General features: G+C 63.3%; 26 protein-coding genes and 2 pseudogenes. 20 read left to right on the plus strand and 8 right to left on the minus strand.

What is annotated here, in order from left to right:
- Positions 1-1156, minus strand: a 1156-nt coding sequence (locus N5D20_RS18180) for a site-specific integrase (RefSeq protein ID WP_188252578.1), incomplete at its 3' end; no start/stop codon positions are given.
- A complete protein-coding gene (locus N5D20_RS18185; RefSeq protein ID WP_012480230.1) occupies positions 1153-1566 on the minus strand; it encodes a helix-turn-helix domain-containing protein in 414 nt (137 codons plus the stop codon). The genes N5D20_RS18180 and N5D20_RS18185, both read right to left, overlap by 4 nt.
- A gap of 90 nt (positions 1567-1656) precedes the next feature.
- Between N5D20_RS18185 and N5D20_RS18190 the strand changes: the two genes are divergently transcribed.
- From N5D20_RS18190 to N5D20_RS18220, 7 genes are read left to right on the plus strand one after another with little or no spacing between them, the layout of a single operon-like run.
- Positions 1657-3615, plus strand: a complete 1959-nt coding sequence (locus N5D20_RS18190; RefSeq protein WP_049430610.1) for an FTR1 family protein — start codon at positions 1657-1659, stop codon at positions 3613-3615.
- 24 nt (positions 3616-3639) lie between these two features.
- Complete coding sequence (locus N5D20_RS18195) at positions 3640-4257, plus strand: cation transporter (RefSeq protein ID WP_005413376.1); 618 nt, start codon at positions 3640-3642, stop codon at positions 4255-4257.
- The gene (locus N5D20_RS18200; RefSeq protein WP_012480228.1) at positions 4254-4610 is read left to right on the plus strand and encodes a hypothetical protein; all 357 of its coding nucleotides are present in this window, start codon (positions 4254-4256) and stop codon (positions 4608-4610) included. Before N5D20_RS18195 ends, N5D20_RS18200 begins: the two co-directional genes overlap by 4 nt.
- Before the next feature lie 55 nt (positions 4611-4665).
- Positions 4666-5943, plus strand: a complete 1278-nt coding sequence (locus tag N5D20_RS18205; RefSeq protein WP_012480227.1) for a TolC family protein — start codon at positions 4666-4668, stop codon at positions 5941-5943.
- Complete coding sequence (locus tag N5D20_RS18210) at positions 5940-6890, plus strand: efflux RND transporter periplasmic adaptor subunit (protein WP_021201906.1); 951 nt, start codon at positions 5940-5942, stop codon at positions 6888-6890. Before N5D20_RS18205 ends, N5D20_RS18210 begins: the two co-directional genes overlap by 4 nt.
- An 8-nt stretch (positions 6891-6898) precedes the next feature.
- Positions 6899-10090 carry a CusA/CzcA family heavy metal efflux RND transporter gene (locus N5D20_RS18215; RefSeq protein ID WP_005413379.1) on the plus strand — a complete coding sequence of 1064 codons (3192 nt, stop codon included), beginning with the start codon at positions 6899-6901 and terminating at the stop codon, positions 10088-10090.
- A complete protein-coding gene (locus N5D20_RS18220) occupies positions 10087-10362 on the plus strand; it encodes a hypothetical protein (protein WP_005413380.1) in 276 nt (91 codons plus the stop codon). Before N5D20_RS18215 ends, N5D20_RS18220 begins: the two co-directional genes overlap by 4 nt.
- A gap of 375 nt (positions 10363-10737) precedes the next feature.
- Here N5D20_RS18220 and N5D20_RS18225 read toward each other — a convergent pair whose 3' ends face one another.
- Together N5D20_RS18225 and N5D20_RS18230 are read right to left on the minus strand one after the other, a co-directional pair.
- Positions 10738-12138 carry an MBL fold metallo-hydrolase gene (locus N5D20_RS18225; RefSeq protein ID WP_100443864.1) on the minus strand — a complete coding sequence of 467 codons (1401 nt, stop codon included), beginning with the start codon at positions 12136-12138 and terminating at the stop codon, positions 10738-10740.
- Between the two features lie 111 nt (positions 12139-12249).
- Positions 12250-13077: a universal stress protein gene (locus N5D20_RS18230; RefSeq protein ID WP_049430389.1), complete on the minus strand. Its 828-nt coding sequence runs from the start codon at positions 13075-13077 to the stop codon at positions 12250-12252.
- 51 nt (positions 13078-13128) lie between these two features.
- Here N5D20_RS18230 and N5D20_RS18235 point away from each other — a divergent pair, with 51 nt between their 5' ends.
- The 4 genes from N5D20_RS18235 to N5D20_RS18250 all read left to right on the plus strand — a co-directional run bounded on the left by N5D20_RS18235 (position 13129) and on the right by N5D20_RS18250 (position 16927).
- Positions 13129-14508, plus strand: a complete 1380-nt coding sequence (locus N5D20_RS18235; protein WP_080101814.1) for a DUF4010 domain-containing protein — start codon at positions 13129-13131, stop codon at positions 14506-14508.
- Between the two features lie 88 nt (positions 14509-14596).
- Positions 14597-15367: a universal stress protein gene (locus N5D20_RS18240; protein ID WP_049447182.1), complete on the plus strand. Its 771-nt coding sequence runs from the start codon at positions 14597-14599 to the stop codon at positions 15365-15367.
- Between the two features lie 20 nt (positions 15368-15387).
- On the plus strand, positions 15388-16227 hold the full coding sequence (locus tag N5D20_RS18245; RefSeq protein ID WP_049430394.1) for a universal stress protein: 840 nt from the start codon (positions 15388-15390) through the stop codon (positions 16225-16227).
- Entirely contained in the window at positions 16217-16927 is a 711-nt protein-coding gene (locus N5D20_RS18250; protein WP_049430396.1) for a DUF2238 domain-containing protein, read from the plus strand. The genes N5D20_RS18245 and N5D20_RS18250 overlap by 11 nt, the downstream gene beginning before the upstream one ends.
- Here the strand turns inward: N5D20_RS18250 and N5D20_RS18255 are convergent.
- Complete coding sequence (locus N5D20_RS18255) at positions 16906-17205, minus strand: metalloregulator ArsR/SmtB family transcription factor (protein WP_032967187.1); 300 nt, start codon at positions 17203-17205, stop codon at positions 16906-16908. The two genes, N5D20_RS18250 and N5D20_RS18255, sit on opposite strands and share 22 nt — an antisense overlap.
- 228 nt (positions 17206-17433) lie before the next feature.
- Between N5D20_RS18255 and N5D20_RS18260 the strand changes: the two genes are divergently transcribed.
- Genes N5D20_RS18260 through N5D20_RS18280 form a run of 5 tightly spaced genes read left to right on the plus strand, consistent with a single transcriptional unit; the run spans position 17434 to position 20412 of the window.
- Positions 17434-18324, plus strand: coding sequence for an MBL fold metallo-hydrolase (locus tag N5D20_RS18260; RefSeq protein ID WP_046272510.1), 891 nt, complete (start codon positions 17434-17436; stop codon positions 18322-18324).
- The gene (locus N5D20_RS18265) at positions 18321-18761 is read left to right on the plus strand and encodes a YeeE/YedE family protein (RefSeq protein WP_005413386.1); all 441 of its coding nucleotides are present in this window, start codon (positions 18321-18323) and stop codon (positions 18759-18761) included. Before N5D20_RS18260 ends, N5D20_RS18265 begins: the two co-directional genes overlap by 4 nt.
- Positions 18758-19189 carry a YeeE/YedE family protein gene (locus N5D20_RS18270; RefSeq protein ID WP_046272483.1) on the plus strand — a complete coding sequence of 144 codons (432 nt, stop codon included), beginning with the start codon at positions 18758-18760 and terminating at the stop codon, positions 19187-19189. Before N5D20_RS18265 ends, N5D20_RS18270 begins: the two co-directional genes overlap by 4 nt.
- The gene (locus N5D20_RS18275; RefSeq protein ID WP_049430400.1) at positions 19186-19623 is read left to right on the plus strand and encodes a TIGR01244 family sulfur transferase; all 438 of its coding nucleotides are present in this window, start codon (positions 19186-19188) and stop codon (positions 19621-19623) included. The genes N5D20_RS18270 and N5D20_RS18275 overlap by 4 nt, the downstream gene beginning before the upstream one ends.
- 27 nt (positions 19624-19650) lie before the next feature.
- Positions 19651-20412, plus strand: coding sequence for a sulfite exporter TauE/SafE family protein (locus N5D20_RS18280; protein WP_080341470.1), 762 nt, complete (start codon positions 19651-19653; stop codon positions 20410-20412).
- On the opposite strand, the pseudogene N5D20_RS18285 reads toward N5D20_RS18280, so the two are convergent.
- Positions 20413-21033, minus strand: a pseudogene (locus N5D20_RS18285) (chromate transporter); the annotation flags it as partial.
- Between the two features lie 248 nt (positions 21034-21281).
- Here N5D20_RS18285 and N5D20_RS24735 point away from each other — a divergent pair.
- Together N5D20_RS24735 and N5D20_RS24740 are read left to right on the plus strand one after the other, a co-directional pair.
- Positions 21282-21464 (plus strand): annotated as a pseudogene (locus tag N5D20_RS24735) (hypothetical protein); the annotation flags it as partial.
- 253 nt (positions 21465-21717) lie between these two features.
- Complete coding sequence (locus N5D20_RS24740; protein WP_323162603.1) at positions 21718-22044, plus strand: HNH endonuclease; 327 nt, start codon at positions 21718-21720, stop codon at positions 22042-22044.
- Here the strand turns inward: N5D20_RS24740 and N5D20_RS18290 are convergent.
- Positions 22041-22817, minus strand: coding sequence for a hypothetical protein (locus tag N5D20_RS18290; RefSeq protein ID WP_032966761.1), 777 nt, complete (start codon positions 22815-22817; stop codon positions 22041-22043). The two genes, N5D20_RS24740 and N5D20_RS18290, sit on opposite strands and share 4 nt — an antisense overlap.
- A gap of 2453 nt (positions 22818-25270) precedes the next feature.
- A complete protein-coding gene (gene merR / locus N5D20_RS18295; RefSeq protein ID WP_005413387.1) occupies positions 25271-25705 on the minus strand; it encodes an Hg(II)-responsive transcriptional regulator in 435 nt (144 codons plus the stop codon).
- Positions 25706-25776: 71 nt separating this feature from the next.
- On the opposite strand from merR, the gene merT reads away from it, so the two are divergent.
- Both merT and merP read left to right on the plus strand, forming a co-directional pair.
- Positions 25777-26127: a mercuric ion transporter MerT gene (merT, locus tag N5D20_RS18300; protein ID WP_003131974.1), complete on the plus strand. Its 351-nt coding sequence runs from the start codon at positions 25777-25779 to the stop codon at positions 26125-26127.
- 12 nt (positions 26128-26139) lie between these two features.
- On the plus strand, positions 26140-26415 hold the full coding sequence (gene merP, locus N5D20_RS18305) for a mercury resistance system periplasmic binding protein MerP (RefSeq protein WP_003131987.1): 276 nt from the start codon (positions 26140-26142) through the stop codon (positions 26413-26415).
- Positions 26416-26457: the final 42 nt, after the last annotated feature.

Raw genomic sequence — 26457 nt, forward strand, 5'->3', positions numbered from 1 at the left:
TTTCGGGATCGGTGGGAGCAGTCAACTGGTACTCGCTGCTGGCGGTGTTCAGGCGCACAGCCTGGAACGGGGCCAAGCAGATCTCTTCAATTCGGCCTCGGGCCTTGGCCGCGCCGCGGCCCGTGCGGGCAAACGGGGTCAGCACCATGCGCAGGCGCAGCTGCAGGGCCGATTTGCCCTCCGGCGCCGGCAGTGCCATCGCCGGTACCGGCACGGTTGGACTGGGCAGGCTTGCTTCAATGCGGTCCCGGGCAAACGGGTCACGCCCGTCCAGGTAACGCATGGCCGACTGCACATCGCGCCAGCCCACGTACTCCATCAAGGCCTTCATGTCCCAGCCTTGGTCGTTGGCCCAGCTGGCAAAGCCGCGGCGCAACGAATGGCTGCTGTGGAGCCCCGCATCGGCAAAGCCGGCACTGGTCAGCAACTCGCGTAGCAGGCGCACCAAGCTGTTGGGATGCAGGCCCTCGGCGCTCACCTGGCCCCATTGGTTAACCGCCCGAAACACCGGCCCTTCGTGCAGGTCGGCCGCCTGCAGCCACGCCTGGGTCGCCTCCACCGGACATAACCGCGACAGCGCCGGCACCTTGTAGGTGACGCCGGCTGCCTGGCGATCACCCTTGCTGCGTGGCAAGAAGCAGGTCATCCCCTGTCCCGGCACCAGCGTGAGATGGGCCACGTCCAGACGCAGCAGTTCATCGCCACGGAATCCCCGCCAGAACCCGAGCAGCACCAGCGCTCGGTCTCGTTGATGGCGCAGCGCCGCCGGCCCATCGCCCCGGGCATGTGCCGCAGCGATCGCCGCGGCCAGCCAGTCATCGAGCTCGACCAGCCGCCGAATCTGGAGCGGCGCGGCTTGCTTGACCTGGCCCGGGTGCAGGGTCTGGATGCCTTTGAGCACCTTGCGCACCAGCGGCGATCGGGTCGGGTCGACAAAGCCGTGGTCGCGGTGCCAAGAGGCGATGGCCGCCAGACGTTGGCGGAGGGTGCTGGTCGCCAAGGTCTGCGCATAAGCGGCCAGGTACCGGGCCACGCTGTCAGGTGTCGCTGGGAGGTGGCCTTGCCATTCAACCTCGAAGTGCCGCAGCGCCGACGCATAGCTGCGCACCGTGTTCTGGCGCGTGGCCGCATCGAGGTAGCGGTCCAGTTCGGTCACTGGCGCGTGGCCTCCACCGAGGTCGTCTGGCGCAGCGTCGACAGGATGGTGCATTCCGCCCGCTGCCCGCCATGGCAACTGGCAATCACCCGTTCCAGCTCGCTGGCCATGCGCTGCAGGTCGGCCATGCGGGCGCGCACGTCGGCCAGATGGCTGCGGGCCAACCGGTCCACGTCCCCGCACGAAAGCTCCTCATCGCCGGCCAGCTGCAGCAGGCTGCGGACCTCCTCCAGGCTGAAGCCCAGGTCCCGGCCACGCGCAATGAAGCGCAGCCGCTCGATGTCGGCCGGGCCATAGACCCGGTAGCCGTTGCCCGTGCGCCCCGGGCGCGGCAGCAACCCGATCCGCTCGTAATAGCGAATCGTCTCCAAGTGGCATCCGCTGGCGTCGGCAGCCTCACTGATTTTCATTCGTAGTACGCTTGACTCCGTAGTAGCTACGGACTTTACGCTGAACCCGTATCCGCCGCCACTCCGGCCGCGGCGCTGCATGTGACGACCATGCCACTGCCCATCGCCTTGATTCGCTACTGCTTGATTGCCTTGCTGATCGGCTGGGTTCTGCCCGCTTCTGCTCAGGCGGAGCCTGCCGCAGCAGACCTGCGCCAAACCTGGCAGATGCTCGATTACATCGCGGTCGACTACCCCGGCGCGGTCCAGGCCGGTCGCGTAATTGCCCCCAACGAATACGCCGAAATGAGCGAGTTTGCCGGCGCCGTGCGCAGTCAGCTGGCAGCATTGCCCGGTGGCCAGAACCAGCAGGAGCTGACGGCCCAGGCCGACCGCCTGGTCCAGGCGGTGGCAGAGAAGGCCGACCCGGCGCAAGTGGCAACGTTGGCGCGCGGGCTCGGCACGACGCTGTTGGCCCGCTACCCGATCGGCGCTGTTCCGGCGAGCGCGCCGAAGACCTCCCAGGCCGCGTCCATCTACAGCCAGCAGTGCGCGGCCTGTCACGGCCCCACAGGTCACGGTGATGGCCCCGCCGCGCAAGCGTTAAGTCCGCCGCCGATCGCGTTCACCGATGCCACTCGCGCCGCGCAGCGAACGCCGCTGTCGTTGTACGAGGTCATTTCCCAGGGTGTGCCGGGTACCGGCATGGTCAGCTTCTCTGGGCTGTCAGAAAGTGATCGCTGGGCGTTGGCATTCTATGTGGGCAGCTTGGGGTACTCCTCGCAAGCCAAGGCTCAAGGTGAGGCGTTATGGCGCACCAGTGCCGAGGCCCATACGCACATTCCCTCGCTCGAAGCGCTGACACGCACGCGAGAGGCCGATCTTGCCACCACGATGCCCGCCGATCAGGCAAACGCGATCATCGCCTACCTGCGTTCGCAGCCACAGGCAGTAAACGAAGCGGTACCAGGAGCCGATCGCTTTGCGGTGGCGCGGCAGCGACTGGCCGCCAGCCAGCGCGCTTACGCTGATGAGGACCTGGCTCAAGCCAAAAAGCTTGCGCTCTCGTCCTATCTGGATGGTGTAGAGCCGCTTGAACCCACGCTGGCCACGCGCAATCCGTCATTGCTGCGAGAGATCGAGACGGCCATGGCAGGCTACCGCGCGCAGCTGGATCAGCATGCGCCCGCGGCTGACGTTGCCGGGCAGGCAGCGCAAATTGCCCAGCTGTTTGATCGCGCGGACGTGGCGCTGCAGGACACCCGAATAGGCGCCAGCACCGCGTTTCTAGGCAGCTTTACCATCTTGGTACGCGAAGGACTGGAAGCGCTGCTGATCGTGATTGGTATCGTGGCGTTCTTGCGTAAAGCCGAGCGGTCTGATGTGTTGCCGTATGTGCATGCGGGTTGGATCTGCGCGTTGTTGGCAGGCGCAGCTACCTGGGCAGTGGCCACTTACTTTGTTGATATCAGCGGTGCGAACCGGGAAGTCACTGAGGGCGTCTCGGCCTCGTTCGCTGCCGCTGTCCTGCTCAGCGTAGGCATCTGGATGCACCAAAAGAGCCTTGCAGGGCGGTGGCAGGAGTACCTGCACGCCAAGCTGACGACTGCGCTGACACGGCGCTCGGCTGTTTTCCTGTTCATGCTGGCCTTTGTCGCGGTGTACCGCGAGGTGTTTGAGACGATCTTGTTCTACATCGCGATGTGGAGCGATCAGGCGTCCACCGCCATCCTCGCAGGCCTGGTGGCGGGAATCGCGGTGTTGGCTGCGGTGGCGTACTGGATGCTGCGCATGAGCAGGCGGCTGCCGATTGGCCGGTTCTTTTCGATCAGCTCGATTCTCATCGCGGTGATGGCGGTCATCCTGATCGGTAAAGGCGTGGCCGCGTTGCAGGAAGCGGGCTGGATCTCTCAAACACCGCTCGCGTTGCCGCGCATCGAGTGGATCGGCCTGTATCCCACCTGGCAGTCGCTGCTGGCGCAGGTATTGGTAGGCACCGCCGCCATCGTGGGGTTCCTCGCCAATGCCCGTTCCGGTGTGCGTAGACAGCCAGGCGCAAACAAGCAATGAAACAACACAGCAGAGGACCAAGACATGAGTGATTGCGGGTGCCACCACGAAGCCAAGAACAAGGAGGAGCGACGCATCCTCTGGATCGCCTTGGTCCTGAATGCAGCGATGGCCGTGATCGGCGGCATTGCCGGCTGGATTGCCCATTCCACCGGGCTGCTGGCTGACGCGCTGGACATGCTGTCTGACGCCACCGCCTATGCCATTGGCCTGGTCGCTATCGGGCGCACGGCGCGCTTCAAGGCCAACGCCGCGTGGGTCAGTGGCAGCGTGCTGCTGGTGCTGGGCGTAGGCGTGCTGGTCGAAGTCGGCCGCCGGGTGATGTACGGCGCCGAGCCGGTCAGCGGTTGGATGATCGGTACCGCTCTGGTCTCGCTGGCCGTGAACCTGAAGGTGCTCCGTATGCTCGCCCCCTTGAAGTCTGGCGAAGTGCATCTGCGAGCGACCTGGCTGTTTACCCGCGCCGATGTGGTGGCCAACGTTGGGGTGATTCTGGCCGGCCTGTTGGTGTGGTGGCTGGCCAGCCCCTACCCGGATTTCGTGATCGGCGCCCTGATCGGCCTGTATGTGATCAAGGAGGCTTTCGAGATCTTGGGTGATGCTCGCCGGGCGCGTGCCGACGCGCGCAAAACGCCTGCATGACAGCGCTTGGCCGGCTGAGCTGTGGCCTGCGCTGGCTGCTGCTGGCGCACTTGGCCGTGGGCCTTGTGACGCAGCCGGTGCTGGCAGTGGTTGGCGAGCTCCATGCTCAAACCCATCTGGCCGCGGCCGACCATGACCCGGCAGTGGCATCACCAGCTTCCGAGCGTGGCGTAGACGCCGCGCTGCACCGGCTACAGCAGCTGGTGCTGTGCTGTAGCCAGGCCGCGCCGGCTCCAGAAATAGTGTTGGCCATTGCTCATATCGGCCGGCATTGGCCGTCGGCGACAGCCCATGCGGACAGATATCGGCATGAGCACCTGCTCGCGCCGTTCCGGCCGCCGATCGCAGGGTGATGCGCGCCGGCGTGCGCCGGATCCCTGTTGGCTATCGAAAATTCTGGAGTACTTCATGCATGTGCGATTGGCGGCCCTGGCCGCGTGGCTACTGTTGAGCGCGGCGGCAACGCCGGCGACAGCAGAAGAGCTGATGACCTTGGACGACGCGTTTGCACGCGTGGCCCAAACCCACCCCGAGCTGCGCCTGGTCGATGCGCGAGCCACGGTGCTCGCTGCCGAGCGCGACCAGGCCGTGCAGCGGCCACCGTGGACGTTGGGGGCGGAGGTTGAAAATGCGCTGGGCACGGGCGCGGCCCGTGGCCTGGACAGCGCGGAGTTGACCTTGAGCCTGAGCTCGGTCCTGGAGCGCGGCGGCAAGCTCGACGCCCGCCGCACCTTGGCCCAAAGCCGGATTGATGCACTGGCCGTGCAGCGCGAGACCGGGCGGCTGGACCTGCTCGCCGAGACGGCGCAGCGCTATTTGGCCGTTGTCGGTGCCGACCGGCAACGCAGCCTGGCGAACATGGATGTCGGCCAGCGCCAGCGGACCGTCGCCGCTGCCCGGCAGCGCCTGCAGGCTGGCGCGTCTCCCGAATCGGTGATGCTCACCGCACAAGCAGCACTGGCGAGAGCAGAATTGACCCGTGATCGGGCCGAGCAGCAGCGCATTGCCGCCCGGCAGCACCTTGCTGCCCTCTGGGGCGAACGTGCTCCGAGCTTCGAGGTGGCCGCGGCGGATCCCATGACCCTGCCGGCGATCGCGTCCATGCAGTCGCTGGCCGAGGAATTGGAGCGCACTCCCGAGTTGGCGCAGTTTGCCGATGCCCGCCGGATCGCGCAGGCACGACTGCAGCTGGCGCGTTCGGCGGCCTCGCCGGACTTGTCGTGGCAGCTGGGCGTGCGCCGCCTGCAGGAGACTGACGACACCGCGCTGGTGGCCAGCCTGTCCATGCCACTGGGCAGCCGCAGCCGCGCGCAGCCGGAGATCCGCGCCGGCGAAGCCGAGCTGGAGGTTCTGACGATCGAGCGCGAGGCCAAGGGCCTGTCGCTGTATTCCACGCTGGTCGAAGCCCATGGTCGCTACACCGTGGCGCAGGCCGAGGTGGCACGGCTGCAAGGCGAGGTGCTGCCGAAGTTGGCCCGGGCTGAGCAGGCCGCCGAGCGCGCCTATCGCGCCGGCGCGATCAGCTACCTGGAATGGGCACAGCTGCAGTCCGAACGCACGGCCATGGCCCAGCAGCAGCTGGACGTGGCGCTCGATGCGCAGCGCGCCCTGATCGAAATTCAACGCCTGACCGGCCAGGCGCTTGTCGCGCCGCCGGCGGCTGCTTCCACCGGAGAGACCCCATGAATCGCTTTTCCTGGACCGCACTGGGCATGGCCCTGATGATGCTGGCCGCCTGCAACGCGTCGGCCCCCAACGAAGCGTCCGAAGGCGGCGCCGCCGCTGAGGGCGAAGAGCACGGCGAGCACGAGGAAGCGCCGCTGGAAACCAAGATTGCCGCCAAAGCTGCGCAGGCAGCGGGTATCCAGGTCGCACCGGCAGGCCCCGGTGAGATTGCTGACGAGCATGAGGTGCAAGGGCTGTTGACCCCGATTGACGGTCGCATCGCGCAGGTCACGGCACGCTTCCCCGGACCGGTCCGCTCCGTGCGTGCGGGCGTGGGTGATCAGGTACGGGCCGGCCAGGCACTGGCCACGGTAGAGAGCAACCTGAGCCTGACCACCTATACCGTCACCGCGCCGATCAGTGGCGTGGTCATGGCGCGCACGGCCGCCGTAGGCATGGCCGCCGCTGAGGGCGCGCCGCTGTTTGAGGTCGCCGACCTGTCCACGCTGTGGGTGGACCTGCACATCTTCGGCGCCGACGCCCAGCACATCGGTGCTGGCGTGCCGGTGACGGTTACCCGCTTGAGCGATGGCGTCACCGCACAGACCACCTTGGAGCGCGTCCTGCCCGGCACCGCCACCGCCAGCCAAAGCACCATTGCGCGCGGCACGGTGGCCAACACCGATGGCCTGTGGCGGCCGGGGTCGGCGGTCAAGGCGCGGGTCACCGTGGATCGCCAATCGGCAGCGTTGGTGGTGCCGATCACGGCGCTGCAGACCGCAGAAGACCAGGACGTGGTCTACGTGCAGCAGGGCGAAACCTACCACACCCGGCCGGTGAAGCTGGGGCGCCGCGACGCCGAACGCGCCGAAGTGCTGGAAGGCCTCAAGGCCGGTGAACAGGTGGTGGTGGCCCAAAGCTTCCTGATCAAGGCCGACATCGAAAAGTCCACCGTGGAAGAAGAATGAGGCCCGCCATGCTCGAACGCCTCATTGGGCTGTCCATCCGCCATCGCTGGCTGACGCTAGTGCTCACCGCTGCGCTGGTTGCGCTGGGCGTGTGGAGCTACCGTCACCTTTCCATTGACGCCACACCCGACATCACCAACGTCCAGGTCCAGATCAACACCCAGGCCCCGGGTTACTCGCCGCTGGAGGCCGAACAACGGGTCACCTTTGCCATCGAAACGGCCATGGCCGGTCTGCCCAAGCTGGACTACAGCCGCTCGCTGTCGCGCTACGGGCTTTCGCAGGTCACCGTGGTGTTCAAGGACGGCACCGACCTGTACTTTGCCCGCCAGCAGGTCGCCGAGCGCCTGCAGCAGATCGCTTCCCAGCTGCCCGACGGATTGGACCCGGAAATGGGGCCGATCTCCACCGGGTTGGGCGAGATCTTCATGTACACCGTGGAGGCCGAGCCCAACGCTCGCAAGCCCGACGGCACCCCGTACACCGCCACGGACCTGCGCACCCTGCAGGACTGGGTGATCCGGCCGCAGCTGCGCACCACGCCCGGCGTCACCGAGGTCAACACCATCGGCGGCTTCGAGCGGCAGATCCACATCACCCCGGATCCGGCCCAGTTGGTGGCGCTGGGCTTTACGTTGAACGACGTGGTCGCCGCGGTCATGCGCAACAACCAGAACATCGGTGCCGGCTACATCGAGCGCAATGGACAGCAGTTCCTGGTGCGCGTGCCTGGCCAGCTGGCGAATCTGGATGCGATCGGCAACATCGTGCTGGATCGCCGCGATGGTGTGCCCATCCGGGTGCGCGACGTCGCTAGCGTGGGCGAAGGCAAGGAGCTGCGCACGGGCGCGGCCACCCAGAATGGCCACGAGGTCGTGGTCGGTACCGCCTTCATGCTGTTTGGCGCCAACAGCCGGGAAGTCTCCCAGGCGGCCGCGGCCAAGCTGGACGCTGCCAACGCCAGCTTGCCTGCCGGCGTCCATGCCAAGGCCGTCTATGACCGCACGGCGCTGGTGGACCGCACCATCGGCACGGTGTCCAAGAACCTGATCGAGGGCGCGCTGCTGGTGGTGGTGGTGCTGTTCCTGCTGCTGGGCAATGTGCGCGCCTCGTTGATCACTGCGGCGGTGATTCCGCTGGCGATGCTGTTCACCATCATCGGCATGGTGCGTGGCGGCGTGTCGGGCAACCTGATGAGCCTGGGCGCGCTGGACTTCGGCCTGATCGTGGACGGTGCGGTGATCATCATCGAGAACTGCCTACGCCGGTTCGGGGAGGCGCAGCACGCGCTGGGCCGCCAGCTCAATGATGAAGAGCGCTATGACCTGACCGCCTCGGCCACCGCCGAGGTGATCCGTCCCAGCCTGTTTGGCCTGGGCATCATCGCCGCGGTCTACCTGCCGATCTTCGCGCTGTCCGGGGTGGAAGGAAAAATGTTCCACCCGATGGCGATCACGGTGGTGCTGGCCCTGACCGGTGCCATGGTGTTGTCGCTGACCTTTGTGCCGGCAGCGATCGCCAGCTTCCTGCGCGGCCGTGTGGCTGAGCACGACAACCGCCTGATGCGCTGGTCGCGCGCCCGTTATACGCCGCTGCTGGATTGGGCCCTGCGTCGGCGCGTGGTGGTGCTGGCCGGCGCGGCCGTGCTGGTGGTGGGCTGTGGCGTGCTGGCCACCCGCTTGGGTTCGGAGTTCGTGCCGAGCCTGGATGAGGGCGACATCACCTTGCAGCCCATGCGTATTCCCGGCACCAGCTTGGAGCAGTCGGTGGCCATGCAGGAAACGCTGGAGAAGCGCCTGGCCCAGTTCCCGGAGGTGGCCAACATCTTCTCCAAGATCGGCACCGCCGAGGTGGCCACCGATCCTATGCCGCCGTCGATGGCCGACACCTTCCTGATGCTCAAGCCCCGCGACCAGTGGCCCGACCCGCGCAAGCCCAAGGCCGAGCTGGTGGAAGAGCTGGAGGCGGCGGCCAAGGAAATCCCGGGCAGCAACTACGAGTTCACCCAGCCCATCCAGATGCGCACCAACGAGTTGATCTCCGGCGTCCGTTCGGACGTGGCGGTCAAGGTCTACGGCGACAACCTTGACCAGTTGACGCGCCTGGCCAGCCGGGTCGAGCGGGTCATGCGTAGCGTCCCCGGCGCCGAAGACGTCAAGGCCGAGCAGGTCTCCGGCCTGCCGCTGCTGACCATCACGCCAGATCCGGCGGCATTGGCACGGTATGGCCTGAACCCGGGCGATGTGCAGGAAACGGTGGCCACCGCCATTGGGGGCAGTGTTGCCGGCCAGTTGATCGAGGGCGACCGCCGCTTCGACCTGGTCGTGCGCCTGCCCGAAGCGCAGCGCCAAGACCCCGCTGTGCTGGCAGATCTGCCCATTCCGCTGCCGGCAAGCACCAGTGTCGATGAGTCCAGCCGTCTGGCCGCCGGCGCCAATGGGGGGCCTCGCACGGTGCCGCTGCGGGAAGTGGCGAAGATCCAGGTAGAGCGCGGGCCCAATCAGATCAACCGCGAGAACGGCAAGCGCCGCGTGGTGATCACCGCCAACGTGCGCGAGCGCGATCTGGGCGGGTTCGTCGGCGAGTTGCGCACACGCATCGGCCAGGATGTCGCGCTTCCAGAGGGCTACTGGATCGATTACGGCGGCACCTTCGAGCAGCTGATCTCGGCCACCCAACGCCTGGGCGTGGTCGTTCCGGTGACACTGGCGTTGATCTTCGCTCTGCTATTCATGGCCTTCGGCTCGGCCAAGGATGCGGCCATTGTGTTCAGTGGCGTGCCGCTGGCGCTGACCGGCGGTGTGCTGGCACTGGCTCTGCGCGGGATTCCGTTGTCGATCTCTGCCGGCGTGGGCTTCATCGCGCTGTCGGGCGTGGCCGTACTCAACGGGCTGGTCATGATCGCCTTCATCCGCCGTCTGCGCGAACAGGGCGATCCGCTAGACGACGCTGTGCGCGACGGCGCCCTTGGACGCCTGCGACCGGTGTTGATGACCGCCCTGGTAGCCTCGCTGGGCTTCCTACCCATGGCCTTGAATGTCGGTGCTGGCTCGGAAGTGCAGCGGCCGCTGGCCACTGTCGTCATCGGCGGCATCGTCTCATCCACCGCATTGACCTTGTTGGTGCTGCCGGTGCTCTATCGTTGGCTGCATCGCGACCGAGCTCCCCGCGCCGGTAGCACTGCTTTGGAGTCCCCATGAACGAGCTCAACCTGGAACAGGTCCGTGCGGCGATGTTTACCGACCCGGGCGTGAAAGCGGTGGACGACCTGCGCCTGGTCGCCGGTGAGCATGGCCGTGCGATCGCGGCCACCATCACCGTCGCTGCGCCCTCGGTCGACCTGGACCTGGTGCATGCTGTGATTGCCCAGGTCCTGGCCGATCAATTCGGCATCGATCAGATCATGCTGTGTTTCAACGACCCGGGCCCGGTACCGCCGCCGCCCACCGCGGTGCCGTTAAAGAAGATGTGATCGCAGCCCCTGGCTCTATGCGTCTGCGCTGGCAGGCGCATAGAGCTGATGACCCGGCAACGCGCACGCGCCGGCATACACAAAGGCCACGCTTTGCCGCACGCACGTCAGCTATTACCGCGAGCCTAAGCTGCGCCCCAAGCGAATCTGCGATGAGGCGTCCCATGGGCAGCACGGTACACGAAACAGCAAGTAGCGATGCTCGGGTTCGCTTGTACGCACTCAACGCGTCTGCGAGCCCGAGAGCTGCTTCAACCCAATCGCGGAAAACAAGGTGTGTCACGAAAGTATCCCGTTTTTCAGAAGATTCGCACTCTCCGCCCATGCCGACGGGCGCCAACGAACTACGGCGTCTGCAGCCATGCCGGACCTTACTCAGCCCGGGTCGAGATCAATGTGCTGTAAGTACTCGGGGATGCATGCAGACCAATGCAGCTGCCGCTCAATGGCTAACCTCTGAGCGTCGGCAGCGTCTGGCTCTCCGTGTGTGATGAAAACCCGCCGCGGAGTCGTCTGTGCCGTGCGCAGCCAGCTTAGAAGTTCATCGGCGTCGGCGTGGGCAGAAGCTGCTTCCACCTGTACCACCTCGGCACGTATCGGCACGTCCTGACCATAGATTCGCAGTAACTTGTCACCGCGCACCAATGCCGCCCCGCGCGTTCCCCCTGCCTGGAAGCCTGGCAAAAGGATCATGTTGCGACAATCCGGGCCAAAGGCGATGAGATGATGAAGAATGCGTCCCCCGGTCAGCATTCCACTACCCGCGACGATGATCATAGGGCCTTGCCGAAGGTTGAGAGCCTTGGATTCCTCGATGCTATTGACGAGCCGGGTTGCCGCGTGCAACCGCTCCAGTGCGGCGTCATCCAGCAGATGTTCGTTTCTGTATTTCCCATAGAGCAAGGTGACGTCCTTTGCCATGGGGCTGTTCAAGTAGATCGGGGCGCGCGGAATCCGCCCTTCCGCCTGCAGGGTGGCGATCACGTGCAACAAGAGCTGGGCGCGCCCCACCGCGAACGCCGGTATCATCACCACTCCACCCCGCCCGAGGGTGCGCCGGATCGGCTCGATAAGCAGGTCCGTCAAAGACGTCGTCGGATGGCGCCGATTGCCGTATGTCGATTCGACCACGACCCAATCCGATGCCGGCAGCGCCCAGGGAGGGCGCATCACCGGATCGTTCGAACGACCGACATCACCACTGAACGTGATGCGCCTGCCCCGATGGATCAGCGATACCGATGCGGCGCCAAGGATGTGTCCCTGTTTGCGAAACGTAGCCGTTACGCCAGGCACCGGTTCAAAGGGATCGGAAAAGTAGACGACGCGCATTAGATCCAGGCACCGTTGCGCATCCTCCTCGGTGTAGAGCGGCTCGGCCGGATGGTGTTTCGAGCTGCCACGCTGATTGGCGTGGCGCGCCTCCTCCTCCAGCAGGCGCGCGGCGTCGGGGAGAAGTGTCCTGCATAGATCCCGGGTGGCCGGTGTGCACCACACGGATCCATGGAATCCCTGCTTCATCAGTCGTGGCAGATATCCGCTGTGATCCAGGTGCGCGTGGGTGAGCACCACCGCATCAATGGATGCGGGATCCACCGGAAACGGTAGCCAGTTCCGCAATCGCAGCGGTTTGTATCCCTGGAAGAGCCCGCAATCCACCATGACGCGGGCGCCACCGGCCTCTATCAGGTAGCGTGAGCCGGTGACAGTATCCGTGCCGCCCAGGAACGAGACACTGAGGCGGGTTGCATCGTGAGGCGGATTGTTCACGTACATGGATCACCTGGGAGGGCGTTGGATCAGCCGTGCGGCAGGCCAAGCCGGCGTTGCTCGGCAGCCGATGCCCGGTACGGGAGAACTGGGTGGCCAGCGGGCTTCACGCCGATCTCAGTGGGCGAGAAATACTGGTATCGGACTGTGCCGGATCAGTGTGCGGGTAACGCCGCCAAACAGGAATTCCGAGGCACGGGATCTGCCGTAGCCGCCGGCGACAATGCAATCGGCGCCGCTCTCCTTCACGAAGTTCAGTATGGCCGGTCCTGCTCCACCTTCCTCATAGCCGCGGTGCACAGGCGAGGCTGAGACGCCGTGGCGCTGTAGATGAGTCACCAGGCGCAGAGTCGCGTCTTTCTCCCTGCTGGGTTCGCCGGGACCGGCATCGATAGACAACAGGTGTACACGCTGTGCAGCGACAAGCAACGGCAAGGCATCATGGACCGCGCGAATGGATTCCCTCGTGCTTTTCCATGCAATTACAACGTCACGCGGCACCGCATCGCGTGCTTCCGGTGGCACGAGCAGCAGCGGCACGCCCGATTCCACCAGCAACGAGGAGACAAGCGTGTCCTCAATGCCGGGGTCATCGCGATGCAACCCCAAGATGGTCAGGTCAACGCATCGTGACTGAGGCATCACCTGATCCACAGGCCCCTCCCACACCCTCTCGTTCGCGGACACGAGCCAATCTACCCCTGCGCCCGCCAGCCGCTCCTCCAGCGACGTGGCAAGCATCCTGACCGTTTCCTTGGCCGGCTCGTGCAGAGCGGTGTAGACGGCAGGGTAGTACATCCAACCCGTCGCTACCGGCACAACTACACTGGCCCCAGCCAGAGCTACCAGACGGCTCCCCTGCTCACGCGAAAGCGCCGTGGCCAGACCCAACGCCTGCTCGTGCAGGCGCCCCAAGACGAAGGGCAGCAGAATGTCGCAGTACATGATCGGTCTCCCCGGGGTGAAGGAGTCGTTAGCTTGAGCCCCGCGCGACGAATGAACTTGATCGAAGTCAACGAAAGTTCCCCTGGATCGTTGACTTGGATCAAGTCATCCCGGGATTCGTTCTGGACAAATGCCCGAGCAGAATCGCCATTGACCGATTCCAGTGGGCAACCAAAAATGCTGAGCATCGTCCAGGATCCGGCAGGCACCGCCGCGGGGCTGATTACCGCCTCTGTCGTGGGCGCCCTTGTTGGACTGGCCTGGCAGCGAGCAGGCGGGAGGATGGCGGCGGCCCACACGCGCTTTGGGGGCAGTGTTGTGCTTGCGCTGGTCGCGATCTCAGGCGGGTTGGGAGCGCTGCTGGGAGGCGCGGCGCTGGTAGCTGGCGCAGTGCTGCTGGGCCTGGCAGTCTGCCCTCGCCCACGACACTCCCAGGCAGCCGCGGCCAGTCTGATTGTGCTGCCTGCCCTGTATCTGGTAGGCGCCATTGCGGTAAGCGCACCTGCAACGGCGATCCTCGCCGGCAGTGCCATCCTGGTGATACTGGTTGGGGGCCCTGCCCTGATACGGAAGGTGAATGCGAAGGTTTCCAGCCGTGAGCTTCGGGACGTCGCAACGGTGCTGGTTGCTGGCTTTCTGATTCTTCCCTTGCTTCCAGACCGCACCGTCGACCCTTGGGAAGTCATCAACCCGAGTCGGCTCGGCACACTCATCGTGGCGCTGATGGCAGTCAGCGTCGGAGCGCACCTGGCGCTACGCCATCTGGGGCCCCGGTCGGCCTTGGCCTTGACCGGCTTCGCCGGTGGGTTTGTCTCCAGTACCGCCACCATCGCGGCAATGGCGGACGGGGCGCGGTCGTCGCCCCGGCTGGCGCCTGCATTCGCAGGAGCAGCCTTGCTTTCCAACGTGGCCATGATTCTGCAGTTGGGCCTGGTAATGGGCACGCTGGCACCTGCATTACTCGCCTACAGCATGGTCCCGCTGGTCTGCTCGGCAATCGTGGCCATGGGGATAGCATTGGCATTCGGATGGCGGTCCTTGCTCAGTACCTCAGCGGTGTCCGGGCTGGCCATCGTGCGGCCATTCAAACCGTTGGCGATCGTGGTTTTTGTTGGGCTGATCGTCATTCTGCTTCTGGCAGCAAGTCTGCTGCGAGACTGGCTGGGTGACGAGAGCCTGCCCTGGACTCTGGGCATCTCCGGCATTGCCGACGTACATGCCGCCACCGCCTCTGCCGCCCAGATGGTTGGTGCGGAGCGGATCAGCAACGGTATCGCGATACAGGCGATCACCATCGCACTCGCGACCAACTCATTGCTGAAATGCTTGATCGCCGCGGCAAGGGGCGGATGGCGCTTCTCTGCTCCGTTGTTGATCGGGACCAGCCTGATCGTCGGAACGTTCGCTGTGGCCGCCGGGCGTAGCGGGTGATCGTCAACACCTTGACCCACGTCAATATCTCCGTGCAGGACTGGCGGAGAATGCGGGGCAACGCCGGCCTCTGTGTCCAACAGCCAAGATGGATATTCTTGTCCCTTTGACGGATACGCCCGCTGATGCTTCTGCCATGCAGCTGGCAGCAGCGCTTGTCGGCGCCCGTGGCGGGCACATCACGCTGGTGCAGCCAGTGGAATCTCCCTTGCCCGACGTTGCACGCGCCGAAGTCCCGCCCAGAGTCGCCACGCTCTTGCGCCGGGTTGCGCAGTGGAGCGTTCCGCATGACATCCAGATCGAGGACGGGCGCGCGGAACGTCCTGTGGACGCGATTGCCCTGCGCGCACAGGGTTTCGACCAGGTGATAATGGCGTGCGCCGGACATGACCACGCCGAGCGCAGGCTGCAACATGCTCAGTTCTCTTCACTGGTTAGCCGATCCGGACGCCCCATCCTGGCATTGCCAGGGAGAACCCGTTTCGACGGAATCTTCAAGCGGGCCGTCATCGGCTGGAGTGCAACCCCCGAATCCGCTCGCGCGGCACATGATTTCCTGAGATTGGATTTCGCGTGTGCCCTTGTGGTTACCACCGTGGACGGAAGTGACCGGGTCAATGAACATGCTCAGGCGTTCATCAACAGTCTGATGCGGCAGGGGCGAGAAGCGATATTTACTCCCGTGTCGTCAGATGGGGGGAGCGTGGCTGAAGCGCTACTGGGCCACGCATTTGATAGCCAGGCGGATCTACTCGTCTGCGGCGCCTATGGCCATTCGCGCGCGCGCGAATGGCTGCTGGGGGGAACGACGAGGGAGCTCTTCGAGCGCACCCTCACGCCCCTGTTCCTGTCACGTTGACGCACCAGGATGCCAGAGCCATGTTGAAGGATATTCTTGTGCCTTTGTCAGACTCATCAGCAGATGACGCGGCCATCCGCTTCGCCGTCGAGATCGGCAGGTCGCAGGACGCGCGGGTGCGCATCATCGAAACGGTCGACCTGCCTCCGCCGGCGATCGGGACTGCTGATCCGACGCCCCGCGCATCGTTCCTGGCTGCCCAGGACGCATGTCGGCGGGAGGCCTCGGAAAGAGCCTCAAGGATCAGGGCCAGAATCGCAGAGCACCCTGGTGTTTCCGTAGAAGTTCACGAAGCGGGCATTGAATCTCCTGCAGAGCTCGCCGCTCGACTGGCCTTCTCTGCGGATCTGGCCATTGTCGGGGGCTGGTCAGGATTCGCCAAGGCCGACCCAGCGGGCGTGGCCCTGTTCAATGCGCTGCTTTTTGACGCGGGAAGGCCCGTTGTGGTGGTGCCGCCGCATTGGCGGGCAAGCGACCACTCGTGTGCGATTGTGGGTTGGAAAGACACCCCAAACGCATGCCGCGCCCTGCACAGCGCGATCCCATTGCTACAGCAGGTGCAGACTGTCCTTCTGGTGGAGATATGCAGCCATTCGGACGAGATGGAGGGTGCTGCTGGCACTGTCACAGCTTCCCTCATTGAACACCTCCGGAGCTGGGGCATCGCCGCATCGGCCACCCGGCTGCTTGCCAGACACCGCCGTTCCAGCGAGGTCCTGCTCGATCACGCCCGCGCGACCAAGGCGACGTTGATCGTGGTTGGCGGATACGGACACTCCCGCCTGCGCGAGCGGACCATCGGAGGGATGACGATGGAGCTATTGCAGGGGGCGACCATTCCGGTCCTTTATGCCCATTGAGTACCCCCAACGCCAGGATCGTGCCTCGGCAGCGGCGAAAGGCAGATTGGGGAGCACGCAGTCGGACTCCTGGCGCTTCGCGCTGTTCTGCCTTGGAATCTACATAGGGTGCTGGCTGCTTGCCGCAGTCGAACCCTACCACCGGCGCGACTGGTTGCTGGAGAATCTGCTGGTATTCATCGCCATTCCCTACGTTGTCTTCCAGCAGTGGAAGCGCCCGTTCCGGCCCGCAACCAATGTCTCGCTTCTGCTTTTTCTGTGCCTGCATGCCGTGGGCGCTCATTTTACGTACTCGGAAGTCCCTTACGACGCTTGGGCGCAGAAACTTGCGGGCTACAGGATCACCGACCTGTTCGGCTGGGATCGCAACCATTTCGACAGACTCGTTCACCTCGCCTACGGCGTATTGGTCTTTCCCGCGGCGAGAGAGCTCTACGCAAGGCGTGCTGTGGCCAGCGAGCTGACGCTGACCCTGATTGCCACTCAGTTCATCGTCGCCACGTCCGCTGCCTATGAACTGATCGAATGGGGCGCGGTTCTGGTGGTCGACCAGGACCTTGGAATGGCTTATCTCGGCATCCAGGGCGACGTGTGGGATGCGCACAAGGATGTGCTGTTGGCGTCGGCTGGAGCGATCATCAGCGCGGTGGGTGCCAGCGTACGGCACGCCACGTCTGCTCACTCCCGGTCGTCGGACTGATCCACGCAGAAGATCCTGTGCATGGCAACCAGCATCGCCTCAACGCGGCTGTCATTGATGCGATAGAAGACTGAACGTGACTCTCGCCGGGTCGTCACCAGATGCCGTTGACGCAGTTCGGCGAGCTGCTGGGAAAGGGCCGGCTGTCGGATGCCGGTGGCCTCCTCGAGGGCGCCGACGGTCGACTCCCCTTGGGACAGCTGACAAAGCAACAGCAGACGCGACGGCGTGGCCATGAAGCGCAGCAACTCGGCCACTTCAGGCGCCCGTTCCTTCATGTCGGCCAGGTTGTTGGCGGTGAGGCGGTTGGTCAAGAGCGGTTCACCAGAAAGGAGAGCTAGAGCGTACCTGTTAATCCGCACGCCAGCTGAACCGGACAAAGGACACGAAGCGGCACTTACATAGTTTACGTAAGTATGTATTAATATCCATCATACAACCACCGGGAGCGAGTCGTGAACAGGCCTGTCGTCGTCGATTCTTCATTGGAGAGAGCTCAAAACATCGTGCGTGAAGCGCGAGGTGGCCACACGCCTTCGCCTTGCGTGAAGACGTTCTTCGACCCCGCCACCTTTACGGCCAGCCACGTGGTACGCGACCCCCGGTCTTCGGCGTGCGCCATCATCGACAGCGTTCTTGATTTCGATATGCCCTCTGGACGCACCTCGACCGACTCCGCCGCGGCGCTGGTCCAGTACATTCATGACGAAGGGCTGCAGGTTCAGTGGCTGCTGGAAACGCATGCCCACGCCGATCACCTTTCCGCTGCACCGTGGTTGCAGCGGCGGGTCGGCGGAACGCTTGCCATTGGCGAGCACATCACCGGCGTGCAGGACACCTTCGGCAAGGTTTTCAACGCTGGCAAGGAGTTCAAGCGCGACGGGAGCCAATTCGACCATCTGTTTGCCGATGGCGCGGAGTTCACCGTTGGGAATCTCCAGGCAACTGCCTTGCACGTGCCAGGCCACACCCCTGCGTGCATGGCCTACGTCATCGGGGATGCGGTCTTTCCGGGCGACACTCTGTTCATGCCGGACTACGGCACGGCCCGCTGCGACTTCCCCGGTGGCTCGGCCCGCCAGCTCTATCGCTCCATCCAACGTCTACTGGCCCTGCCGGATGACGCCCGGGTGTTCCTCTGCCACGACTACAAGGCCACGGGCCGGGATCGGTTCGCATGGGAAACCACCATGGGCGCGGAACGAACCGCGAATATCCATGTGCATCAAGGTGTGACGGAGGACATGTTCGTGGAGATGCGTGAGAGCCGCGACGCGACGCTCCCCATGCCGCGCCTGATCCTGCCCTCAGTGCAGGTCAACATGCGCGCGGGCCATCTGCCCGACCCGGATGACAACGGGGTGCGCTACCTCAAACTGCCGGTGGACCTGCTATGACCCTCCCCTCTTTGGCGTGGTACTGGCCCGTCATCGGCGGCCTGATGATCGGTACGGCAGCGGGTGGATTTCTGCTGCTGACCGGTCGCATTGCCGGCGTCTCCGGCTTGCTTGCAAACACTCTTGGCCTGTCGTCCGCTGGCGACCGCTCCTTGTCGGCCCTGTTCCTGGCAGGGCTGCTGGTGGCGTCCGGGCTGGCGCTCGCGGTCAAGCCCATTTCGCTGCCGTCGCTTTCAATCTCCGCTACGCCGTTGTTGGTGTTGGCCGGGCTGCTGGTCGGCTTTGGAACCCGCCTCGGATCTGGCTGCACGAGCGGTCACGGCGTTTGCGGCCTGGCCAGGCTGTCACCACGCTCCATGGTTGCCACGGGCGTTTTCATGCTCATGGGCATGGCGACCGTGGCGGTTGTCCGCATGATGATCGGAGGCGGAACATGATCCGGCTGGCGGCAGTTCTGTGTGGCGCCTTGTTTGGCCTGGGCCTGGTCGTCTCGGACATGGCCAATCCCACGCGCGTACTCGCCTTTCTTGACGTCACAGGCAGGTGGGATCCATCACTGGCACTTGTCATGGCCGGGGCGCTGATTCCGTCAGCGATCGCCTATCGATGGGTCCGCGCACGCAATGCTCCTGTGCTCGCTGCGGCGCTGCACATTCCCAATCAGCGTCAGATCGACCGGAACCTGGTCATTGGCGCGGCAGTGTTTGGCGTTGGGTGGGGGCTGGCAGGCGTATGCCCGGGCCCGGCCATTGCACTGTTGCCAACGGGTCAACCCTTTGCACTCGTTTTCGCGGCCGCCATGGTCGTCGGCATGCTCCTCCACTGGCTCCTCCACCGTCCCCGCTCAACAGAGAATTCGCCATGAATCTGCACTCACTTGCGCCGAGCTTGCATGTGACCGACCAACTGGTTCCCACCGACATACCTGCCTTGAAAAAGGCGGGCATCTCGAGTGTCATCTGTAATAGACCCGACGGCGAGCAGCCGGACCAGCCCGATCACCTTGCACTGCAGGCGGCCTGCTCCAGGGCGGGCCTGGGCTTTGCCTATCTGCCCGTCGTGCCTGGCGGCATCACCGATGGACATGTGCAGCAGTTTGGCGTGCTGCTGGAACAACTGCCTGCACCCATCGTCGCTTACTGCAGGACCGGCACCCGCTCGACGTCGCTATGGGCCCTATCCCAGGTTCGTAACGGCGGAGCTACGCCCGAACAGGTGCTGTCCATTGCCGGTGAGGCTGGTTACGACCTGTCCTCTCTTGCTTCGCGCCTGCGAGGCGCCCCCTCTTCCGCTGCCTAACGGCCAACTGACATGGAAACCCTTTCCCTGTTGCAGCTCGCGCTGGGTGGACTCTCCGGCATTCTGGTGGGCTTCGTACTCGGGCTGGTCGGCGGAGGCGGCTCTATTCTGGCTGTCCCGCTCATGCTTTACCTGGTGGGCATCGACAGTCCACACGTCGCCATCGGTACCAGTGCATTGGCGGTTGCTGCCAATGCACTTTCCAACCTTTTCGTTCATGCCCGCCGGGGAAACGTGAGATGGCCGTGCGCGTCGGTCTTCGCGTTGGCAGGCATCGCTGGCGCCTATCTGGGCTCCAGCTTAGGTAAGGCCGTGGATGGGCAGCGACTATTGTTCATGTTTGCCCTGCTGATGGTCGTGATAGGCATTCTTATGCTGCGCAAACGCAATGCGGAAGGTGATGCAAGCGTCCGCCTCAGCAAAGGGAACATGCCGGCACTGCTCGGATTAGGGGCGTTCTCCGGGGCACTCTCCGGATTCTTCGGTATTGGCGGCGGCTTCCTGGTTGTCCCTGGGCTGATGGCCGCCACGGGCATGCCGATGCTGGCCGCAATAGGCAGCTCCCTCGTAGCTGTCTCCGCTTTCGGTCTGACGACTGCCATCAACTATGCTCAATCCGGCCTGGTCAACTGGCCACTTGCTGCCGCATTCGTCGTTGCTGGAAGTGCGGGCGGAATCGCCGGAGCGCGCGCATCAGCAGCGTTGGCAGAGCACCGTGGAGTGTTGAATGTTGCATTCGCGCTACTCATTTTCATGACGGCGGCTTATATGCTCTGGCAGATGCCCTGACTACCGCGCCATCGCCCAACCCGCCATGGCAGCCAGCAACACCACCACGATCGGCGGTGCACGCGCGACGACCAGTAGCCCGAACGCAACCAGCGCCATCGTGACATCCCATCGGTCATGGATCGCACTCGTCCACACCGGGTCGTACAACGCTGCCAGCAGGATCCCGACGACCCCGGCGTTGACGCCTGCAATTGAAGCCTGCAGATCCTTGCGGTGGCTTAGCGACTCCCAGAAGGGCAGCACTCCTACGAGCACGAGAACGGCAGGCATGAAAATGACCGCCAACAGCGTAAGACCTCCCGCCCAGCCACTCAACGGACCCGCGGCCATGGCCCCCAGGTACGCTGCGAATGTGAAAAGAGGGCCCGGCACCGCCTGCGCCGCACCGTACCCGGCGAGCAGATCTGCCGTGCTCACGGTGCCGCTCTGGACAACCGCGGTCTGCAGCAATGGCAGCACGACGTGGCCGCCGCCAAAGACCAGGGCGCCGGCGCGGTAGACCCCCTCCAACAGCATGGCCAGGGGGGATCCGCTCGCCGCGGCCCACACCGGCAGCAGAACAAGTGGCAGCACCAGTAGCACCAGTGCCACCGTGCCGGTTCTTCGCGAGACGGGATAGCCGCCGTCTGATTGGCCGGAAACTGGTGACTGCCACAACGGAAACGCCCCAGATCCCACAGCTGTCCGCCCGTATTTCCCCACAAGGACGCCCGCGATTTCCAGATCTCCCCCAAAGATGCCCTTGATTCCTGGATCCGCACCTAAGACGCCCTCGATTTCTGGCTCCACATCCAGCTCGCCCTTGAGTTCCCAACTGCGCACCTGATCGGTCAGAGCTTGTCGCCTGCACTTCCCAGTTCCGCCAGTCGCGACATTGGTCGCAAGAACAATTAGACGAGATCTCGGGCCTGAACGTGCGAACAGTTCAGCGGGTTGAGCAGGACTACAACACCGCGACTTCCCTGGGTGACGCGCCACGCCCCGCTCCACCTGCTCAAGCGCGTCGCTCGCCCCCTGACCAAGCTTTGACCTTAACTGGGCGTCGGTGACTCCCTCCCGTTCTGGTCGGCATCTGGGCCTTGTAGCGGCTCAAGCGCTGAGCTATAACGCCTTAGCCAGTCGCTATAAAGCGCCGGTGTTGTGCCCGCATAGCCAATAGGCTCCGGGTGCCCGAGGTCCACCCAATGGGGGCACGGGAATCCTTCGATTCCGGAGCCATCCATGACCGCCAAACGCCGCAGATCCCTTCGCACTTCTGCCTTCTACGCCCAATCGGGCCGTTGCTTCTATTGCGGCCTGCCGATGTGGCTCACTGCACCCTCAGAGCTCGGGCTGAAGGCCAGTAAGGCCCGAGCCTTTCAATGCACCGCCGAGCACCTGGTGGCCCAACAGGACGGGGGCAGAGACGTGTCCGGGAACGTGGTGGCCGCGCATAGCCGGTGCAACCAGGGCAGGCACCAGCGGAAGGGACCAGCCCCTTCCGCTGAAGCGTTCCGGGCGCTGGTTCAGACGCGGCTGGCAATGGGGAGATGGTGGTCCCGACTGCCATCAGGGATTGCACGTGCTTCCGTATGGCCAATTGAATTGAATCTTTGCAAGGAATCGGCAGCTGCTTGCCTGATTCGCTAGTCCACACTAGTGGCGCCCGGTTGCGGTGCTAGAACGGCGAGTCTGCTGCGAAATGGTCGCGCATTGGGCCTAACAAGGTCTGCGACCCTGTCAACACGTCCGAGAATTCCACCTGTCGCCACCTTCTCGTTCCAATATCGTTCCATCCACTCGGCTTTATCCAGGATCTTACCCGGAGCGCCTAGCAGCCTCTTGGCGATGAAATGCCGGATGAGAGCGGCCTGGCTATCGAGAATCACGACGCCCGCCCTTGGATTAGAGTCATAAGCGCTGTACGAGATCAGATAGTGGACATAGTGGCGGTCTGGCTCTTCGTCATCCCACGTCAACAGGTTGCTTAACCCCGCAGCGCGAGCATCCGATCGCACCTCTTCGCTCACGAGCACCATGGGATTGCGTGCTTCCTTACATTCCATGCGATAGGCGTCCAGCATCGCCGGTCCGAAGATCATCTGAGAATCATGATGAATGCTTCCAACTGTGAGCCCTCCACGTATCAATATATCAACCACTAGCAGGTTCTCGGCCAACATTCTGATGCAGCTCAGGATGTCGGCAAGGCCAGCAGGAGAGCGGCTGCTTGATATGACGATGCAGTCGCTGAAGTAAGTGAACAAAAGTCCTGTTGCTGGGTTGCAGCACGCTGTGTTCTTTAGTCTGTCGATGGCCTCTGCTATTTCATCAAGCTTGCTCATGTCGGCTGCCGACTCTTGGACAAGTGCGGAGAACCCGAGCATGTCGATGAAGGCGACGTACTTATCTTGGTAGAGCATGAAGAACTCCTTAGATGGTCGTGCCCATGGTGCCGAGGGCGGTTCCATTTGACCAGCGGGTGCGGGGCACGTCATAGGCCATGGAGCAATGTCAGCGACCTGGCTCGCGCACTAGTCTCGCAGAGGCTTGTTACGGCGCATCTTCGCATCGGATAGAAGCGAGCGAACGAGAGAGTTGAAGTCCATCCTGGCCCTAAAAGTTTCCTTCACCCTTGGTTAAACGAATGTCCGCTTTCGGTCAGAAGCGGACCAAAGTAGCCGGTGCTCTTCGCAGCCCGTACGCGACTTGGAGTCATATCATCAATCTGTATCAGGGCTCAGACCTAAGTGCCTGATGGTCCAATTCAGCGACACTATCCAGCTTCGGCGTCATCGCACACTTCGGGATACAGCCAGCGCGATCCGCTTATGGAACCAAACCGCACTGTGCCTTACTCTTAAGGAACATTGCCAACGGCAACCTTCGGCAATTGAATTTAGAGAATCCGGGCGGTTCATCCCGCGCGGCCCGTTAATGTCTACAGCTGTGGAGTTGTGAATGGCAGAAGATCAAGGTGGTGAAGAGGTAATTAGGGAGATAGGGAAGGCGCTAGCCCTTGCGTCTGAGCTTGATCCACAAATTGTTAGATCGCTTCGCTCCGCGATTGTTCAGGCGATGTCTGATTACGAGGACGACACGAATGCACAAGCTGCAGCCGCACTTGCGGCGGTTCTCGATTTTAGACCTGTGACGACCCAAGACGCCCTCTCGCAAACCTTGGGTGAGATCGGGAAGCTGGTCCAAGGTCTCACCGGACTGGAGGACGTTCATTACACTGTTGAGACACCAGAAGGTCGCCGAGTTCGCTCAATCCGGTCACATCTACCAACTGTATCACCCCAGCGTTTGACGGATCACGAGCAGGCAGATCTTGAGGCCTATATCGCTCGATATCTGCCACCGGACGACCCTCGCGAGGAACACGCGCCACGAGGACCGCGACTGTGACGATCAGTAAGTTAGCAATCCTCAACGCTGTGAAAGCAGCCATTTCGCGTGCTAAGGCGAGCGGGTCTCCCTACGCGCAAGGAAAGGCTTACGAACTTCGGGTGCTGCTTAGGCTTCTGCGAATCATCGATAGTGCGGGCTACAAGCTCACGTGTACCCCCAAGATGGCAGGCGTCCTGACGTTTGGAGGATCTCCATGCAAAGCAAACCATCCGGATCACGATTACATCAGTGGATCTACGTCTACTGAGAAGCTCGAGATTAGGATTTCAGTGCAGGTCACCACACTAAGCCATAGCTGGAAAGGCACGACGGTGGTCAAAGCGGCTGACCGTCACGAGATTGACGTCGGTGTATATCGTCCGATTAAGACCCGTCGCTATCCCGCATTTACGGAGTTACTTCTTGGGGTCTCGTGCAAGACTGGCGGCTGGAACAAGGCGTACGTCCGCGAGGCGCTAGGTATGCGTAGGGAGCTAGGATTCCTCACATCACCTAGGACGAGCTTGACGAGCTCAGCTCCGTGGTTCATCGCAACAGTTCCCTGCGATCCTCCGGTTCCCTTTGCCTTGTACGCGACCAACGCTGGGTCCGCCGTGTATGCGTCGTTGGCAGCTTTGGGGCTCTACGTCGAGCACTACAAGGGGTAGCGGAAACAGGCTTTGGAGTACGGATCAACTCAGGTGTGTCGAGAACGATGCCCGCTTTGGGTCGAAGGCGGATGCCATCACCCGGCCGGTCGCCGCCCAATGTCCGCTTCCGGCCAGAAGCGGACATCCACCCTGCCCTCGATAAACATCCCAAATCCACGGACGACCTTGGTCTGCTTTGGCCTTCTGCCTTAGGGCCAGACCTGAACTTCGATTTCAGCCCCTAGCGTATTTGACTCCCGCGACCTAGATCTCTCCTAGATCCTTGAGCAGGGCTTGCCCCTTCTGCAGAAACCCAACTAGCAGTCGACCTCCTGCTACTTTCCGGCCCAATTGCCCATTGAGGTAGCTGACCTGGAGACGCGCATGGGCCAGCAGATCCACCTGGGCCATGCTAGGGGTCGCGGCCTGGAGCGGTTCGCCCGGCGACGCCATCTGCCCCCCGATCGGCTGGACAACGCAAGGGCGCCGGCTGTCACTCTTCGCATACGCCGTGGCCATCATCCGGCCGTTCTTCAACGACCATCCACCAAGCACCAACTCGGTCCCGAGTTGCTCGATCGGCAATCCCGCTTCGCTAACCGCTTTCTCAAAGTTCGGCCAGAGTTGGTCCACCACCAGCCCTAGCTCGGCAGATAGCTGTTCTATTGTGAAATCTGCGCGGAAGCTGGCCTGCAGTGCAAGCTCGTAGATGCGGAGGAAGGGGGAACCGCAGAATTCGGAAAAAATCGTACGCTAAGCTAACGGTGTTCTCGTGACAGCTCTTTGACTAGGCTTTCTAAGGGGTCGTCTCAGAAAACGGAAAATAAAGCACGCTAAGGCATAGCCGAACCTGCCAAGCTTGCTCCACCCTGTAGTGACGCGATCAGCGGGCAGGAAACGTTCCCCCTTCGCGCATGGCAGGCGCGCACCAACTCAGACAGCACGGCCTCCATGCGCGCCAGGTCAGCCATTTTCTCGCGCACGTCCTTGAGCTTGTGCTCGGCCAGACTGCTGGCTTCCTCGCAATGGGTGCCATCCTCCAGCCGCAGCAGCTCGGCGATCTCATCCAGGCTGAAGCCCAGCCGCTGGGCTGATTTCACGAAGCGCACCCGCGTTACATTCGCCTCGCCATAGCGGCGGATGCTGCCATAGGGCTTGTCAGGCTCCAGCAACAAGCCCTTGCGCTGATAGAAACGGATGGTCTCCACATTGACCCCGGCCGCCTTGGCGAAAACGCCAATGGTCAGGTTCTCCAAATTGTTTTCCATATCGCTTGACTCCGTACATGAGTACGGAAGTAAGGTTACGCTATCCAATTTCAATTCGAAAGGACAAGCGCATGTCTGAACCAAAAACCGGGCGCGGCGCGCTCTTCACTGGAGGGCTTGCCGCCATCCTCGCCTCGGCTTGCTGCCTCGGGCCGTTGGTTCTGATCGCCTTGGGGTTCAGCGGCGCTTGGATCGGCAACTTGGCGGTGTTGGAACCCTATCGCCCCATCTTTATCGGCGTGGCGCTGGTGGCGTTGTTCTTCGCCTGGCGGCGCATCTACCGGCAGGCAGCGGCCTGCAAACCGGGTGAGGTCTGCGCGATTCCCCAAGTGCGAGCTACTTACAAGCTCATTTTCTGGATCGTGGCCGCGCTGGTTCTGGTCGCGCTCGGATTTCCCTACGTCATGCCATTTTTCTACTGATCGGAGTTCACCATGAAGAAACTGTTTGCCTCCCTCGCCCTCGCCGCCGTTGTTGCCCCCGTCTGGGCCGCCACCCAGACCGTCACGCTGTCCGTACCGGGCATGACCTGCTCCGCCTGCCCGATCACTGTCAAGAAGGCGATTTCCAAGGTCGAAGGCGTCAGCAAAGTTGACGTGACTTTCGAGACACGCCAAGCGGTCGTCACCTTCGACGATGCCAAGACCAGCGTGCAGAAGCTGACCAAGGCAACCGCAGACGCGGGCTATCCGTCCAGCGTCAAGCAGTGAGTCACTGAAAACGGCACCGCAGCACAACGGACGTCATTGTCT

Source organism: Stenotrophomonas sp. GD03877 (genome assembly GCF_029840555.1).
Classification (GTDB): domain Bacteria; phylum Pseudomonadota; class Gammaproteobacteria; order Xanthomonadales; family Xanthomonadaceae; genus Stenotrophomonas; species Stenotrophomonas geniculata.